The 15,233-nt window shown below is 63.5% G+C and carries 14 protein-coding genes; 6 read left to right on the top strand and 8 right to left on the bottom strand.

Features of this window, described 5'->3' with window-relative positions:
• The first annotated feature begins 7 nt into the window (after positions 1–7).
• Together GA0061098_RS08695 and GA0061098_RS08690 are read left to right on the top strand one after the other, a co-directional pair.
• Entirely contained in the window at positions 8–985 is a 978-nt protein-coding gene (locus tag GA0061098_RS08695) for a type II secretion system F family protein (RefSeq protein ID WP_028142104.1), read from the top strand.
• 9 nt (positions 986–994) lie between these two features.
• Positions 995–1,969: a type II secretion system F family protein gene (locus GA0061098_RS08690; protein ID WP_091955937.1), complete on the top strand. Its 975-nt coding sequence runs from the start codon at positions 995–997 to the stop codon at positions 1,967–1,969.
• 75 nt (positions 1,970–2,044) lie between these two features.
• Here GA0061098_RS08690 and GA0061098_RS08685 read toward each other — a convergent pair whose 3' ends face one another.
• On the bottom strand, positions 2,045–2,857 hold the full coding sequence (locus GA0061098_RS08685) for a tetratricopeptide repeat protein (RefSeq protein ID WP_091955936.1): 813 nt from the start codon (positions 2,855–2,857) through the stop codon (positions 2,045–2,047).
• A 236-nt stretch (positions 2,858–3,093) separates the two neighbouring features.
• Positions 3,094–3,297, bottom strand: a complete 204-nt coding sequence (locus tag GA0061098_RS47185) for a hypothetical protein (protein ID WP_091955935.1) — start codon at positions 3,295–3,297, stop codon at positions 3,094–3,096.
• Between the two features lie 200 nt (positions 3,298–3,497).
• Here GA0061098_RS47185 and GA0061098_RS08675 point away from each other — a divergent pair, with 200 nt between their 5' ends.
• From GA0061098_RS08675 to GA0061098_RS08660, 4 genes are all read left to right on the top strand, one after another.
• On the top strand, positions 3,498–4,871 hold the full coding sequence (locus tag GA0061098_RS08675; RefSeq protein WP_091955934.1) for a leucyl aminopeptidase family protein: 1,374 nt from the start codon (positions 3,498–3,500) through the stop codon (positions 4,869–4,871).
• Positions 4,864–5,718, top strand: a complete 855-nt coding sequence (locus GA0061098_RS08670; protein ID WP_091955933.1) for a C40 family peptidase — start codon at positions 4,864–4,866, stop codon at positions 5,716–5,718. Before GA0061098_RS08675 ends, GA0061098_RS08670 begins: the two co-directional genes overlap by 8 nt.
• Before the next feature lie 199 nt (positions 5,719–5,917).
• Positions 5,918–6,199 (top strand): hypothetical protein, encoded by a 282-nt coding sequence (locus GA0061098_RS08665; RefSeq protein ID WP_091955932.1) that lies wholly within the window; start codon positions 5,918–5,920, stop codon positions 6,197–6,199.
• 35 nt (positions 6,200–6,234) lie between these two features.
• On the top strand, positions 6,235–6,462 hold the full coding sequence (locus tag GA0061098_RS08660; protein WP_091955931.1) for a hypothetical protein: 228 nt from the start codon (positions 6,235–6,237) through the stop codon (positions 6,460–6,462).
• Positions 6,463–6,552: 90 nt separating this feature from the next.
• Here GA0061098_RS08660 and GA0061098_RS08655 read toward each other — a convergent pair whose 3' ends face one another.
• The 6 genes from GA0061098_RS08655 to GA0061098_RS08630 all read right to left on the bottom strand — a co-directional run bounded on the left by GA0061098_RS08655 (position 6,553) and on the right by GA0061098_RS08630 (position 15,053).
• Positions 6,553–8,190, bottom strand: a complete 1,638-nt coding sequence (locus tag GA0061098_RS08655; protein ID WP_165637239.1) for an ABC transporter ATP-binding protein — start codon at positions 8,188–8,190, stop codon at positions 6,553–6,555.
• Between the two features lie 4 nt (positions 8,191–8,194).
• A complete protein-coding gene (locus GA0061098_RS08650) occupies positions 8,195–9,373 on the bottom strand; it encodes an ABC transporter permease (RefSeq protein ID WP_091955930.1) in 1,179 nt (392 codons plus the stop codon).
• On the bottom strand, positions 9,373–10,482 hold the full coding sequence (locus GA0061098_RS08645) for a microcin C ABC transporter permease YejB (RefSeq protein ID WP_091955929.1): 1,110 nt from the start codon (positions 10,480–10,482) through the stop codon (positions 9,373–9,375). Before GA0061098_RS08645 ends, GA0061098_RS08650 begins: the two co-directional genes overlap by 1 nt.
• A 2-nt stretch (positions 10,483–10,484) precedes the next feature.
• Positions 10,485–12,371, bottom strand: a complete 1,887-nt coding sequence (locus tag GA0061098_RS08640; protein ID WP_091955928.1) for an extracellular solute-binding protein — start codon at positions 12,369–12,371, stop codon at positions 10,485–10,487.
• Between the two features lie 14 nt (positions 12,372–12,385).
• Positions 12,386–14,287 (bottom strand): extracellular solute-binding protein, encoded by a 1,902-nt coding sequence (locus GA0061098_RS08635; protein WP_091955927.1) that lies wholly within the window; start codon positions 14,285–14,287, stop codon positions 12,386–12,388.
• Between the two features lie 211 nt (positions 14,288–14,498).
• The gene (locus GA0061098_RS08630) at positions 14,499–15,053 is read right to left on the bottom strand and encodes a c-type cytochrome (RefSeq protein ID WP_091955926.1); all 555 of its coding nucleotides are present in this window, start codon (positions 15,051–15,053) and stop codon (positions 14,499–14,501) included.
• Between the last annotated feature and the right edge of the window lie 180 nt (positions 15,054–15,233).

Below are 15,233 nucleotides of genomic sequence, written 5' to 3'. Positions count from 1 at the left end.
GGTCAGCATGAACATGCAGGTCCTCGCCCTCGCATTCCTCGCCACCGCGGCGGTCGGCGGCATCGCCTGGGTCTTCCTCTATCCGCTGCTGTCCGGGGAACGAAAGGCCGAAAGCCGCCGCGCCTCGATCTCGCGCGCCGAGGCGCCCACGGCCCGCCAAGCCGAGAAGACCCAGCGCTCGCGCCGCGAGCAGGTCGAGACCACGCTGAAGGATCTCGAGGCGCGACGCCTGCAGGAGAAGAGCGCTCCACTCCCCGTCCGCCTGTCGCAGGCGGGGCTCGATTGGACGCCGCAGAAATTCTGGATCGTCTCCGCCGCCGTGGCGGGCGCGTTCTTCGCAGCCGCTCTGTTCGCCGGCGGCGGCCTGATCGGTGCTGCCGGCCTCGCCTTTGCCGGCGGCTTCGGCCTGCCGCGCTGGGCACTGGGCTTCCTGAAAAAGCGCCGCGAGGCCAAGTTCCTTGCGGCACTGCCCGATGCGGTCGACGTGATCGTCCGCGGCATCAAGGCAGGCCTGCCCTTGTTCGAATCGATCAAGGTCGTCGCGGCCGACGCGCCCGAGCCGCTGCGCAGCGAGTTTCTGGCGATCATCGAGACCCAGGCGATCGGCATGCCGCTCGGCGAGGCCTGCTCGCGGCTCTATGATCGCATGCCGTTGCCGGAGGCCAACTTCTTCGGCATCGTCATCTCGATCCAGCAGAAATCCGGCGGCAACCTCTCCGAAGCGCTCGGCAACCTTTCCAAGGTGCTGCGCGACCGCAAGAAGATGAGGGAGAAGATCCAGGCCATGTCGATGGAAGCCAAGGCCTCGGCCGGCATCATCGGCTCGCTGCCGCCGATCGTGATGTTCCTCGTCTACCTCACGACGCCTCATTACATCTCGGTGCTGTGGACCCATCCTACCGGCCAGCTCATGCTGGTCGGCTGCGTCGTCTGGATGGCGGTCGGCATCATGGTGATGAAGAAGATGATCAATTTCGATTTCTGACGGTGCAGTATGGTCCAGTTTCTCGTCGCGAAACTACATGACGTCCACTTCATGACCATGATGCTGGCGGCCATTGCCGCCAGCGCCACCGTCTATACGCTGGTGATGCCCCTGTTCGCCGGCGAAGGCCTCTCCAAACGCATGAAGGCGGTGGCGAGCGAGCGCGAGCGCATCCGGCAGCGGGAGCGTGAGCGCCTTCACAAGAATGAAAAGGTCACGCTGCGCCAGACGCCGAAGCAGCTCGTCTCCAAGGTCGTCGAGGACTTCAACCTCACCAAATGGCTCGCGCAGGAAGCCGCGCGCGACAAGCTGATCATGGCGGGTTACCGCGGTCAGGCGCCCTACATCACCTTCCTGTTTGCCCGCATGGTCGCACCGATGGTGCTCTTCATCGGCTCGGTCGTCTACGTTTTCTTGATCGCGCATCTTCAGCAGGGCATGCCGATCAAGATAGGCATCTGCATCGGCGCCGCCTATCTCGGCCTCCAGGCGCCGATGCTGTTCCTCAGGAATGCGATCTCCAAGCGCCAGCTCTCGATCAAGCGCGCTTTTCCCGATGCGCTCGACCTGCTTCTGATCTGCATCGAATCCGGCATGTCAGTCGAGATGGCGTTCCGGAAAGTCGCCACCGAGATCGTGGGACAGTCGATCGCACTGTCGGAGGAGTTCACGCTGACCACGGCCGAATTATCCTATCTGCAGGATCGCAAGGTCGCTTACGAGAATTTGGCGCGACGCACCGGACTCGAGGGCGTCAAATCGGTCTGTCTCGCGCTTCAGCAGGCGGAGCGTTACGGCACCCCGCTCGGACATTCCTTGCGCGTCATGGCGCAGGAAAATCGCGACATGCGCATGAACGAGGCCGAAAAGAAGGCTGCCGCCCTGCCGCCGAAGCTGACCGTGCCGATGATCCTGTTCTTCCTGCCCGTGCTGTTCGTCGTCATTCTCGGACCGACCGGCATCAAGATCTCCGAGATGCAATGACGCAAGACCCGGGCCGCGCATGCGGCTCGCGGGCAACTTTCAGGATGAGACGATAGAAGAGACGATCAGGTCTGATCAGTCGGGCTGGCTGAGCGAGGCGACCGGCGTCCGCTTCGGTGCGCCGCGGGGAGTGTCGCTGCGGCTGAGCATCTCCTTGAGATAGACGACGTTGGCCGCGGCCTGATCCGGTGGCAGATCTGCCTTCACGATGGTCTCGGCTTCGGCGAAGCGGCCCTGCAGACCGACGACAAGGCCCAGATTCTGCCGCACCCGGATGCTCGCACGCGGCGAGGCGTAGGCCTGCCGCAGCGCCTCTTCGGCCTTCGGAAGGTCTCTCGACAACATGTAGGACAGGCCGAGATTGGAGAGCACGCCGGGATCACCCGGTGCGATCTTGAGCGCGCTGGCGTAGTAGGAACGCGCTTCCTCGTGACGGCCCATCTGGTCCAGCGCGGTGCCCTGCACCGAAAGCAGGCGCCAATCCGGATTGTCAGGCGAATGCGCTTTCGACAGCACGTCGTAAGCCTGCTGGAAATTGCCGTTGTCGGCGAGGGCGCGGCCATATTGGGCGAGCAGCGCCTTGTTGCCGGGATTGGCGATGGTCGCCTGCTCGAGCATAGCGGCGGCCTGGGCACGCTGACCGTTGGCGCGCAACGCCTGACCGTAAGCGAGCGCGGCATCGGCGTCCTTGGGATTGGCGCGGTAGCGCTCGCCATAGACCTCGACGGCGCGCGCCGGATCGGCGGGAGCCGCCTCCGCCCGCGGCCCGATCGAGCCCGTCACGTCGGAGAGTTTCGACATGCCCGTGCAGCCGCCGAGACCCATGGCCACCGCCGCGACCAGCGAGGTGGACGCAAGGAGCCGAGCAAGACTGAACCGTAGACGCATGACGCTTTGACTCTCGAGCCGATTGATCGAGCCGAACGCGCCAGCAATAGACTGTTAACCCTAACGGCCGGTTAACACGGCCCCGGGCTGCGCTCTCGTCGATATTCCCGCTCGCGAGCGTCGTCAGGCTTGCGCGGTTGCAATCCGGCAGCAGCAGGTCGAAGCCGCGCTCACGGGAACGGCAGCTCTCAACACGAGATACGAGATACGAGCGACGACGGTTTGGTCTCGCCCGATCAATATTCGATGGCAAGCCGTTTGCGGATTTCGTCGACGCGCCTGTCGAGCGCATCGAATCGCGCGTGGACCGAGCGGTCGTGGAGATAGAAGACATAACCGCCGGCAAGGAACGCGAAGATCCAATGGTGATGCTCGACATAGCCGAAGATCGCCTCAACGGCCTCGCCAATGAATGTGACCACGCTCCACACAAATTCCATTGCATTTCCTCCCGGCGCGCCTTGTCGTCGGTCGCCTGATCTCCAACTCTGGCGACCGTTGCCGGAACCTAGCATGGCCCCCTCGCCGCGAGTAGCGGCTCGCCGAACGGTGACAGCAAAGCCGATTGCAGCGGCGGCGAAACTCTGCGAAGTCTCATCCATTCGCATGACCCGTTTGATCTGACGATCCGGACCCGCCAATGCCTTCTGTCTTCGAGACGTCACCCGCCGCCATCCCGATCACCTTCGTCACCAAATCGAGCTGGGATCAGGTCGCCGAGGCGCTGGCGCCGCCGCAACGCGCGTTCGCCGCGGCATGCGCCTTTGCCGCCAAGCCGGGCGCCTATCTGGCGCTGCCTGCGCCCGACGGCGCAATCGCACAGGTGCTGTTCGGCCTCGAGGACGAGGGGGCGAGATCGCGCGACCGTTTCCGGCCCGGCGCCCTGCCCGGCCTGCTGCCGCCGGGGATCTATCGCTTTGCCAATGCACCCCACGATGCACGGCTGGCGGCGCTCGCCTTTGCGATCGGGCGCTACCGCTTCGCGCGCTACCGCAAGGCTGACAGGCCCGACGTCCGGCTGGTGCCGCCCGATGGCATCGATGCGGCCGAGATCGAGCGGATCGCTGACGCGGCGATGCTCGCGCGCGACCTCATCAACACGCCCTCCAACGACATGGGGCCGGCGGAGCTGGCCGCCGCCGCGCAAGCCCTCGCTGCAGAGTTCGGCGCAAGCTTCGCCTGCACCGTCGGCGATGATCTGGAGAAGGACTTCCCGCTGATCCACGCCGTCGGCATGGCCTCGAACCGCGCGCCACGGCTGATCGACATCGGCTGGGGCGATCCCGATCATCCCAAGGTGACGCTGGTCGGCAAGGGCGTCTGCTTCGACACCGGCGGGCTCGACCTCAAGCCGTCGAGCGGCATGCTGATCATGAAGAAGGACATGGGCGGCGCCGCCAACGTGCTGGCGCTGGCGCGCATGGTGATGGATGCGAAGCTGAAGGTGCGGCTGCGCGTGCTGATTCCGGCGGTGGAGAATGCGGTCGCCGGCAACGCCTTCCGCCCGCTCGACATCTTCACCTCGCGCAAGGGCATCACGGTGGAGATCGGCAATACGGATGCGGAGGGCCGGCTGGTGCTGGCCGACGCGCTGGCGCTGGCTGATGAGGAGAAGCCCGATCTGCTGATCGATCTGGGCACGCTGACCGGTGCCGCGCGTGTCGCGCTGGGACCGGATTTGCCGCCCTTTTACACCAATGATGAGAGCCTTGCCGCCGACCTATCGCGCTGCGCGATGCAGGAGAACGATCCGTTGTGGCGCATGCCGTTGTGGCCGCCTTACGATTCCTGGCTGGACTCCAAGACCGCTACCATCACCAACGCACCATCAGGCGGCTTTGCCGGCTCGATCACCTGCGCGCTGTTCCTGCAACGCTTCGTCGAGCAGGCCAGGAGCTGGCTGCATGTCGACATCTACGGCTGGACGCCGTCGGCAAAGCCGGCCCGTCCCGAAGGCGGCGAGTGCCAGGCCGCACGCGCCATCTACACCTTGCTGAGCGAGCGCTATGCATGATCAAAAATACGACCCGAGGCTGACGCCGGCGCGGGGCGACCTCGCCGCGAAATATCTCGAAGGCAAGGTCGAGGCTGATCGCTTCGTCACCGGCGAGGAATTCGAGGTGGTTGATCCGGTCGCGCCGGTGCGGGAGCAACCGTCGTCGGGCGCGATGCTGATGACGGAGGCGCTGCGCGGCGAACGCGTCACGGTCTACGACCGCAACGGCGAGGGCTGGGCGTGGGGCCAGCTCAATGGCGATGGCTATGTCGGCTGGCTACCGGATGCGGCGCTCATGAAATCCTCGGCGACGCCGACCCATGTGGTCAGTGCGCTGCGGACGTTCGCCTTCCCCGGTCCCTCGATCAAGCTGCCGCCGGCCGATACGCTCGTGATGGGATCCAGGTTGGCTGTGGCGCGCGAGGACGGCAGCTTCGCCGTGACGCGCGATGGACAATATTTGCCCAAGGCCCATCTCGTCCCGCTCGATCATCGCGAGCCGGATTTTGTGACGGTCGCCGAACGCTTCGCCGGCACGCCCTATCTCTGGGGCGGCAAAAGTAGTTTTGGCATCGATTGCTCCGGCCTCGTCCAGGTCTCGCTGACATCAGCGGGCATCGGCTGCCCACGCGACAGCGACATGCAATTGGCTGGGCTCGGCCGCGCGCTGGAGCAGCATGAGCGAAACAGCTTGCTGCGCGGCGATCTCATTTTCTGGAAGGGCCATGTCGCCATCGTCCGCGATGGCAGCACGATGGTTCACGCCAACGCGCATCACATGGCGACGGTGATCGAGGCGATCCAGCCGGCGATTGCTCGGATCAGGCAGGCCGGCAGCGAGGTCGTCGCGATCAAGCGGCTCTAGGGCCGTGGATCGAGAGGGTCGTACCCGATCTTTGTTCTCGGCATCCGAGCAGGTTTCGGACGCGGTTGCTGACGGAACGGGCGCATTGGCACCGGCAGAATGGTTTACCTTGCGGCGCAGCTACGGAACAACGTTACATCTGAGGAGATTTGCGGAACGAAACGCGGCGTCAGTCTTTCTCTGGCTTTAGGAGGTGCCCATGAGTTCTCAAGCCAGAGAAGGCGCGTGTGCGTTCGCTTGGCGAAACTACTTGCTGCTCCACAGCGGCATCAGCGAGAACGACGACAGGCGTTCCGCCCTCTACAGCTACATCTCCAATCTTCGCGGTACCGGCGAGGATGATTTCGATCTCTTGCAGATAGCCGCGGTCGCCTACTTGAAAAAGCTGGATGAATTGCATGACGACCAATGCGCGCGCCGCGCGGCAGATCAACTTCTGGCCGAGCGTTTGGAAGCAAGCAGTTCGCAACAGGACAGATAGCTTAGGTCATACACCAGAGCGAAGGAGCGAACAGCATGGCAGACGACACCAATGCAAACCGTTTCGTGCCCGACCCTCAACGGCGGATCGCCGCAGCGACAGCAATCGGCATGAATGCCTTGAAGCCGATGATGCACTTCCAGGTCTCAATGCTGAGGATGTGGGCCGATAGTATCGAGAGGCTCGAGGCCAATTACGACAAGAAGCTGGAAGATACTGCGGCCACACTCGAGGAAGCGTCAGACAAGGAACGCGCCGCGTAACATCAAGGCGGGCTGCGCGGGCTGCCCCGTGCAGCCTGCTCCGGCGAAACGCTCCGGGCGCCGCAATGTCGCGCGTCTGGAAATGACAGGCTACGTCGCCACCGACCCGTTGCCCGCCGTCTCCAGCCGGAACGCCGCCGCGAACAGCGCGCGCGTGTATTCGGTCTTCGGGTTCTTGAACAGCTCGGCGGCCTGCCCCTCTTCGACGACCTTGCCGCCGCGCATCACGATCAGATGGCTCGCAAGCGACGCGACGACGCGCAGATCGTGCGAGATGAACATGTAGGTGAGCTCGCGCTTGCGCTGGAGTTCGCGCAACAGATCGACCATCTGCGCCTGGAACAGCATGTCGAGCGCGCTGGTCGGCTCGTCCAGCACGACGAAATCCGGCTCCAGCACGACCGCCCGCGCGATACTGATGCGCTGGCGCTGGCCGCCGGAGAATTCATGGGGATAGCGGTAGCGGGTGTCAGGCTTCAGCCCGACGTCCTCCAGCGCCTTGACGACGCGCGCCTCGCGCTCTTCGCCCGACAGCTTCGGCTGATGCACCGAGAGACCTTCGGCGATGATGTCGGCGACCGACATGCGCGGGCTGAGCGAGCCGAACGGGTCCTGGAACACGATCTGCATGTCGCGCCGGAACGGCCGCATCTCCTTGAAACGCAGCCCCTGGATGTCTTTCCCAAGGAACACGATGCGTCCGTTCGAGGAGATCAGCCGCAGCAGCGCGAGCCCCAGCGTGGTCTTGCCCGAGCCTGACTCGCCGACCACACCGAGCGTCTCGCCCTTGCGCACGGCGATGCTGACGCCGTCGACCGCCTTGATGTGGCCGACCGTCTTGCGCATCAGGCCGCGCTTGATCGGAAACCAGACCTTCAGGTCGTTGGCGGACATCACCACCTGCGCACCCGGCTGCGGCGGCGCCGGATCGGGTTTCGGCTCCGCCGCGAGCAGGTCGCGCGTGTAGGGATGCTTCGGGCCTTTGAAGACCTGCTCGACCGGTCCCTGCTCGACGATCTCGCCGCTCTTCATGACACAGACGGTGTCGGCGATGCGGCGCACGATGCCGAGATCGTGGGTGATGAAGAGCAGGCTCATGCCGAGCCGCGAGCGGATCTCGGCGAGCAGCGCCAGGATCTGCGCCTGCACCGTGACGTCGAGCGCCGTCGTCGGCTCGTCCGCGATCAACAGATCGGGCTCGTTGGCGAGCGCCATCGCGATCATCACACGCTGGCGCTGACCGCCGGAGAGCTGATGCGGATAGCTCTTCAGTCGCGTCTCCGGCTCGGGAATGCCGACCTGCGTCAGCAATTCCAGCGTCCGCCGGCGCGCCTCGGCATTGCTGGTCGGATTGTGCAGCTGGATGATCTCGCCGATCTGCGCCTCGATCGTGTGCAGCGGGTTGAGCGAGGTCATCGGCTCCTGGAAGATGATGGAGATGTCGCTGCCGCGAATCTCCCGCATCTGCTGCTCGGATCGGTCGATCAGCTCCTGCCCCTTGAAGCGGATGCTGCCCGAGGGATGCGAGGCGTTCGGATAGGGCAACAGCTTGAGGATCGAGAGCGCGCTGACGGACTTGCCGGAGCCGGATTCGCCGACCAGCGCCAGGCATTCGCCGCGCTTGATCTGGAAGGAGACCTTGTCGACCGCAAGCGTGGTGGAGCCGCCCTGGTGAAAGGCCACCGAGAGATCGCGAACGGCAAGCAGGGGCTGGTTGATCGCGTCCATCGGCCTACCTGAACGTCTTGCGCGGATCGAAGGCGTCGCGCACGGCTTCGCCGATGAAGATCAGGAGCGACAGCATGCTCGCGACCGAGAAGAAGCCGGAGAAGCCGAGCCAGGGGGCCTGCACATTGGCCTTGGCCTGCGATAGCAATTCGCCGAGCGAAGGCGATCCCGGCGGCAGGCCGAAGCCCAGGAAATCGAGCGCCGTCAGCGTCATAACCGAGCTCGACACGATGAAGGGCAGGAACGTCATGGTCGCGACCATCGCGTTCGGCAGCAGGTGGCGGAACATGATGACGGGGTTGGAGACGCCGAGCGCCCGCGCCGCCTGGATGTATTCGAAATTGCGTCCGCGCAGGAACTCGGCCCGCACCAGACCGACCAGCGAGACCCAGGAGAACAGCAGGAGGATGCCGAGCAGCACGAAGAAGCCCGGCACGAGCACCGAGGACAGGATCAGGAGAAGATAGAGCGAGGGAATCGCGGTCCAGATCTCGATGAAGCGCTGGAAGATGAGATCGACCCGCCCGCCGAAATATCCCTGCACCGCTCCCGCTGCGATGCCGATGACGGACGAGACGATGGTGAGGCAAAGGCCGAACAGCACCGAGATGCGGAAGCCATAGATCAGCCGGGCGACCACGTCGCGCCCCTGATCGTCCGTCCCGAGCCAGTTATATTCGAGGTCGCGGCAGCTCTTCAGCCCCTTCTTCTCCACCACCGGCTTGCATTGCGCTTCCGTCAGCATCCATGTCGGCGGCGACGGCGCCGGTGTCGGCAGGTCGAGATTGTGGGTGTCGTAAGAATAACGGATCAGGGGCCAGACGATGGTGCCGTTCTTGTCCTTGATCAGCTTCTGCAAATAGGGGTCGCGATAGTCGGCAGCGGTCTCGAAATCGCCGCCGAAGGTGGTTTCCGAATAGGTCACGAAAGCGGGCCAATAGAGCCGGCCGTCGAACTTGATCAGGAACGGCCGATCGTTGGCGATCAACTCCGCGAACAGCGAGACCACGAACAAGGCGATGAAGATCCAGAACGACCAGTAGCCGCGGCGGTTCGCCTTGAAGTTCTGCCACCGCCGCCTGTTGAGCGGCGAAGGCACGAAGGGCTTGCGCGTGATCGGAACGACCTCGCCCAGCGGGGACTGGGTCGTGGTCTCGATCGGCGTCGGCGCGGTAACCGTCATCAGACCTCCCGCGCCTCGAAATCGATCCGTGGGTCGATCCACATATAGGTGAGGTCGGAGACCAGGTTGATCACGAGGCCGACCAGCGAAAAGATGTAGAGCGTGCCGAACACTACGGGATAGTCGCGATTGAGCACGCTCTCGAAGCTGAGCAGCCCAAGCCCGTCCAGCGAGAAGATGGTCTCGATCAGAAGCGAGCCAGAAAAGAAGGCGTGAATGAACGTCCCCGGGAAGCCCGCGATCACGATCAGCATCGCATTGCGGAAGACATGGCCGTAAAGCACCCGGCCCTCGCCGCAGCCCTTGGCGCGCGCAGTCATGACGTATTGCTTGCGAATCTCGTCCAGGAACGAGTTCTTGGTCAGGAACGTCATGGTGGTGAAGGCACCGAGCCCCATGGCGATCAGCGGCAGCGTCAAATGCCAGAAATAATCGATGATCTTCCAGTACCAGGGAAACTGCGACCAGCCGTCCGAGGTCAGTCCGCGCAGCGGAAACCAGTTGAAGAACGAGCCGCCGGCAAACAGGATGATGAGGAGGATCGCGAACAGAAAGCCTGGAATGGCATAGCCCAGCACGAGAACGGTCGATGTCCAGGTGTCGAATCGCGTGCCGTCCTTCACCGCCTTGCGGATGCCGAGCGGGATCGAGATCAGATAGGTGATCAATGTCAGCCAGATGCCGAGCGAGATCGAGACCGGCAGCTTCTCCTTGATCAGCTGGAGCACGCTGACGTCGCGGAAATAGCTCTTGCCGAAATCGAAGCGGGCAAAATTCCAAACCATCAGCGCGAAGCGTTCCGGCGCCGGCTTGTCGAAGCCGAACTGTGCCTCGAGCTTCTTGATGAAGTCGGGATCGAGGCCCTGCGCGCCGCGATATTTCGAGTTGATGGCATCGCCCCCCGCCCCGACCTGCCCGGGCGCGCGCTGCGCAAAGTCGCTGCCGCCCGAAATGCGCGAGGTGCCGCCGGTGTCGGCCCCCGAGAGCTGCGCGATCACGCGCTCGACCGGGCCGCCGGGCGCGAACTGCACGACGACGAAGGAGACGAACAGGATTCCGAGCAATGTCGGGATCATCAGGAGGATGCGGCGGGCGATATAGGCGCTCATGGCTATTTCGCCCGCTCGAGCTTGGCCGCCTTGGCGCGGTCGGACCACCAGATGTCGGGAGCGCCGACGCCATTGGCGTAGCGCGGCAGCTTCTGGGAATGGCTGAACTGATCCCAGTACGCGAGCCGGTGCGTCTTGTTATACCATTGCGGCACCCAATAGCGGCCGGCGCGGAACAAGCGGTCAAAGGCACGGCAGGCGACAGTCAATTCCTCGCGGCTCTCGGCTGCCATGATCTTCTCGATCATGGCGTCGATCGCCGGGCTGGCGACGCCCGCGAGATTGTACGAGCCCTTGGTTGCCGCGACTTGCGACGAGAAGAACGCCCGCATGGCATCGCCCGGCGTCGCCGACATGCTGAAGCGCTGGATCGTCATGTCAAAGTCGAAATCCTCCACGCGCGCGCGATATTGCACGGCATCGACGAGGCGGAGGCTCGCCTCGATGCCGAGCGTCCCCAAGTTCTTGATATACGGCGCGTGATGCGGCTGAAGCGAAGGCTCCTCCGCCAGGAATTCAATCTTGAACACCTCTCCGCTCGGCAGCATTCGCTTGCCATCCTTGATCGGAAAGCCGGCTTCGTTGAGCAGCTGCTGCGACTTGCGCAAGAGAGCTCGGTCCTGCCCCGATCCGTCGGAAACCGGCGGCGCGAAGGGCGCAGCGAACACCTCATCGGGAACCTGACCGCGGAATGGCTCGAGCAGCTTCAGCTCTTCCGGCGACGGAGGCCCGTTGCTGGCCATGAGATCGGAGTTCTGGAACGGCGACACCGTGCGGGCATAGGCGCCGTACATGATGGTCTTGTTGGTCCACTCGAAGTCGAAAGCGTCGATCAGGGCCTCGCGCACGCGGGGATCTCTGAATTTCTCGCGCCGGGTGTTGATGAACCAGCCCTGCGCGCCGGACGGCGTGTCGTCGGGCACGATCTCGAGCTTGACGCGGCCATCCTTCACGGCCGCGAAGTCGTATCGCGTCGCCCAGATGCGTGAGGTGAACTCTTCCCGGTAGAGATAGTTCTTGCCGGTAAACCCCTCGAAGGCGACGTCGCGGTCGCGATAGAACTCATAGCGCACGACATCGAAATTATAGGTACCGCGGCAGGGCGGCAGATCGGCAGCCCACCAGTCCTTCACCCGCTCATACTCGATGTAGCGATTGACCTCGAACTTGCCGACCTTGTACGGACCCGAGCCCAGCGGGATCTCCAGAGACGATTCATCGAACGGGCGAGATGCGTAGTACGGCTTCGAGAAGATCGGCAGGCTGGCGGCATAGAGCGGCACGTCGCGCGCCCGGCCCTTGGCAAAGGTAACGACGAGCGTTGCGTCGTCGACCGCCTCCGCGTTGACCATGTCGCGCAGCTGCACCAGGATCAGGGGATGTCCCTTGGTCTTCAGCGTCATCAGCGAAAACGCCGCATCATGCGCGGTGAGCTTCGTGCCGTCGTGGAATTTCGCCTCCGGCCGCATCGTGAAGCGGTAGACCAGCTTGTCCGGCGATATCTGCACGGATTTGGCGGCAAGCCCGTACATCGCATCAGGCTCGTCGCTTGCGCGCACCATCAGTGGCGCAAACGTCATGTCCATGCCCTGAGCGCCGTCGCCCTTCAGGATGAAGGCGTTGAGCGAGTTGAAGGTCTGGTAGGATTGGTTGTAGGCGCGCACCGACGGAATGAGTGAGAACGTGCCGCCTTTCGGCGCATCGACGTTGACGTAGTCGAAATGGTGGAAGTCGGCGGGATATTTGAGATCGCCGAACGCCGAGATGCCGTGAGCCTCGATCCCGGCTTCCGATGCACGCGCGCTACGCAGCAGCTGCGCATTCAGGGACGCACCAACGGCGCTGCCGACACCCAAGGCCAGCACGTGGCGGCGTGACATCTGCCTCATGCGGGGAATATCCTTCACGACTTCTTTGCGATCCGCGCCGCCTTGTCTGCGTCGTACCACCAGATGAACGGGAAGCCGGACTGACCGTATCTGGGCATTTCCGTCGGCCGGCCGAAACGGTCCCAGCGCGCGGTGCGTACCTTCGTATAGGTCCATTGCGGCACGACGTAATGATTCCACAGCAGCACGCGGTCGAGCGCCTTGGTCGCGGCGACGAGATCGTCGCGATCCCTGGCGTAGATCACCCGCTCGATCAGCTTGTCGATTGCCGGATTCTTGATGCCGCCAATGTTGCGCGAACCTGCGATGTCGGCCGTCTTGGACGACCAGAATTCGCGCTGCTCGTTGCCCGGCGACTGCGACTCGCCCCACGAGTTGGTGACGACATCGAAATCCCACTCGCGCGTCCTGTTTTCGTATTGGGTCGGATCGACCGTCCGCACGCTCACCGCAATGCCGAGCCGCTCCAGCGACGGCTTGTAGAACAGCGTGATCCGCTCGAAGCTCGGATCCGAGTTCAGCAGCTCCAGGGTGAACTGGGCGCCGGTCTTGACGTCGGTCAGCTTGCGGTCGCGCACCTCGTAGCCGGCCTCCTTGAACAGCCGCAGCGCCTCGCGCAAATTATCGCGCACGGCTTCCGGGCTGCCGCCGACCGGATTGGTGTAGGCCGTGGTGAAGACTTCGGGCGGGACCTGGGCGCGCACGGTCTCGAGGATCTCAAGCTCCTTGCCCTGCGGCAAGCCGATCGCCATGAGCTCGTCGATGCCGTCGAAATAGCTGTTGATGCGCTTGTACTGGCCGTAGAAGATCTGCTTGTTCATCTCCTCGAAGTCGAACGCGTAGTTGAGCGCGCGCCGCACGCGCGGGTCGCTGAACTTGCCGCGGCGCAGGTTCGGCACGAACGCCTGCATCACGCCCGAGCTGCGATTGGCGAACTCCTCGAGGATCACGCGCTTTTCGCTCACGGCCGGGAAGTCGTAGGCTGTCGCCCAATTCTTCGCGCTGTTCTCGGTGCGCCAATCGACCTGGTCGGCCTTGAAGGCCTCGATCGCGACGGTGGCGTCGCGGAAATATTCGTAGCGCAGCTCGTCGAAATTGTTGCGACCGACATTGGAGGCGAGGTCGCGGCCCCAATAGTCCTTGACGCGCTCCAGCGCGATCGACCGTCCTGCAACGAAGTCCTTGACCCTGTAGGGGCCGGAACCGAGCGGCACTTCGAGCGTGGTGGCGGACACGTCGCGCTTGCGGCCCTGCGCGTCGGTCCCTTCCCACCAATGCTTCGGCAGGACTGTAAGTTGCCCGACGATCTGCGGCAGTTCGCGGTTGCCCGGCGCGTCGAATACGAATTTCACCTCGCGCTCGCCGACCTTTTCGGCCTTCACCACATGGCTGTAATAGGCCGAGTACATCGGGTGGTGCTTCTTGAAGGAATCGAGCGAGAAGATCACGTCATCCGCGGTAACAGGTTTGCCGTCGTGCCATTTGGCCTCCGGCCGCAAACGATAGGTGACGAAAGAAAAGTCGTCCGGATGGCTGACGGCCTCGGCGAGCGCGCCGTATTCGGTCGAGACTTCGTCGAGCGAGGGCGTCGTGAGGGATTCGTAGATGAATGCGACGGCACCGGCGACCTGCCCCTTCACGCCCGACACGACGATATTGAAATTGTCGAAGGTGCCGACCGCGATCTGGCGCGCGACGCCGCCTTTGGGCGCTTCCGGATTGACGTAGTCGAAGCGCTTGAAGTCGGCGGGGTACTTGACCTTTCCGAACAGCGACAAGGCATGGCGCCAAGGAAGCTCATTCGCCGATTGCGCCTCGGCACTGCCGACGACGGAAAGGCCCGCTACGGAACCGAGGGCGGGAAGCGCTGCGGCCGCAGTGCCGGTGAGCAGGAGATCACGTCGGGTGATAGCCAAATCAACATTCCTGTCTTGAAGGAGGCTACTCCTTTAAGTTCCCAATATAGGCGAGGTTTCGACCGAATATGTTGCTTTTTCCTCATCTTGGAAGGCCGGACGGCCCGTCGGATGCGGCCAAACGCCCCGATAACGTCACCGCGAGGCCCGGATAAGGAAACGGCCAGGCTTTTCAGCCTGGCCGCATATTCCAGATCAGGTTCTTGAGGCCTTACTTCGACGCGGTCGGCAGCGGCTGAGGATGCTCTGACAGCGAATTCAGATAGGCAATGACGTCGGCGCGCTCGGAATCCTTGGCAATACCGGCGAAGCCCATCGCAGTGCCCGGGATGAAGCCCTTCGGATTGGCGATGAACTTGTTCAGGTCGTCGAATGTCCAGGTACCGGCCTTGCCCTTCATGGCAGCGGAGAAATTGAAGCCGCCGCGGCCCTCACCCCTCTTCTCGCCGACGACGCCATAGAGGTTCGGACCGACGCGATTCGGGCCACCCTTCTCGAAAGTGTGGCAGGCACCGCACTTCTTGGCGGCCGCCGCGCCCTTTTCGACGGAGGCGGTCTGGAGCAACTTTTCGATCGGCTCAGAGGCCGCGGCGGCAGCGCCGCCTTCCTTGCCGTGGCCGGCGTCTTCCTTCACGGCGATCTCGAAGCCCGGCTTTTCCGGCATCTTGGGCGAGAAAAGAGCCTGGGCGGTAAAGCTGGTCACCAAGAGAAAGAGACAGGTACCAAGCACGGCACCCATGATTTTATTGAGTTCGAAAGAGTCCATTTCCGGCCAGGCCCCACCGCAAGAAGGAAACAGCGGCGCAATCGGCCGCCAGGACGAGCCTCGGGAGAATCAAACGTTCCCTATTGTTTCCCCGAGTTTTGCCATTGAGATATCGGTTTGCCCGGGGTCTTGCAACCCGTATAAGCGACCCGGCTTTCGGCCCGTCCCCACCCCATTTCT

Origin of the sequence: Bradyrhizobium shewense (genome assembly GCF_900094605.1) — a bacterium.
Taxonomy (GTDB): Bacteria; Pseudomonadota; Alphaproteobacteria; order Rhizobiales; family Xanthobacteraceae; genus Bradyrhizobium; species Bradyrhizobium shewense.
Note: the sequence above shows the minus strand (reverse complement) of the source record. Positions and strands in the feature narration are given on the sequence as shown.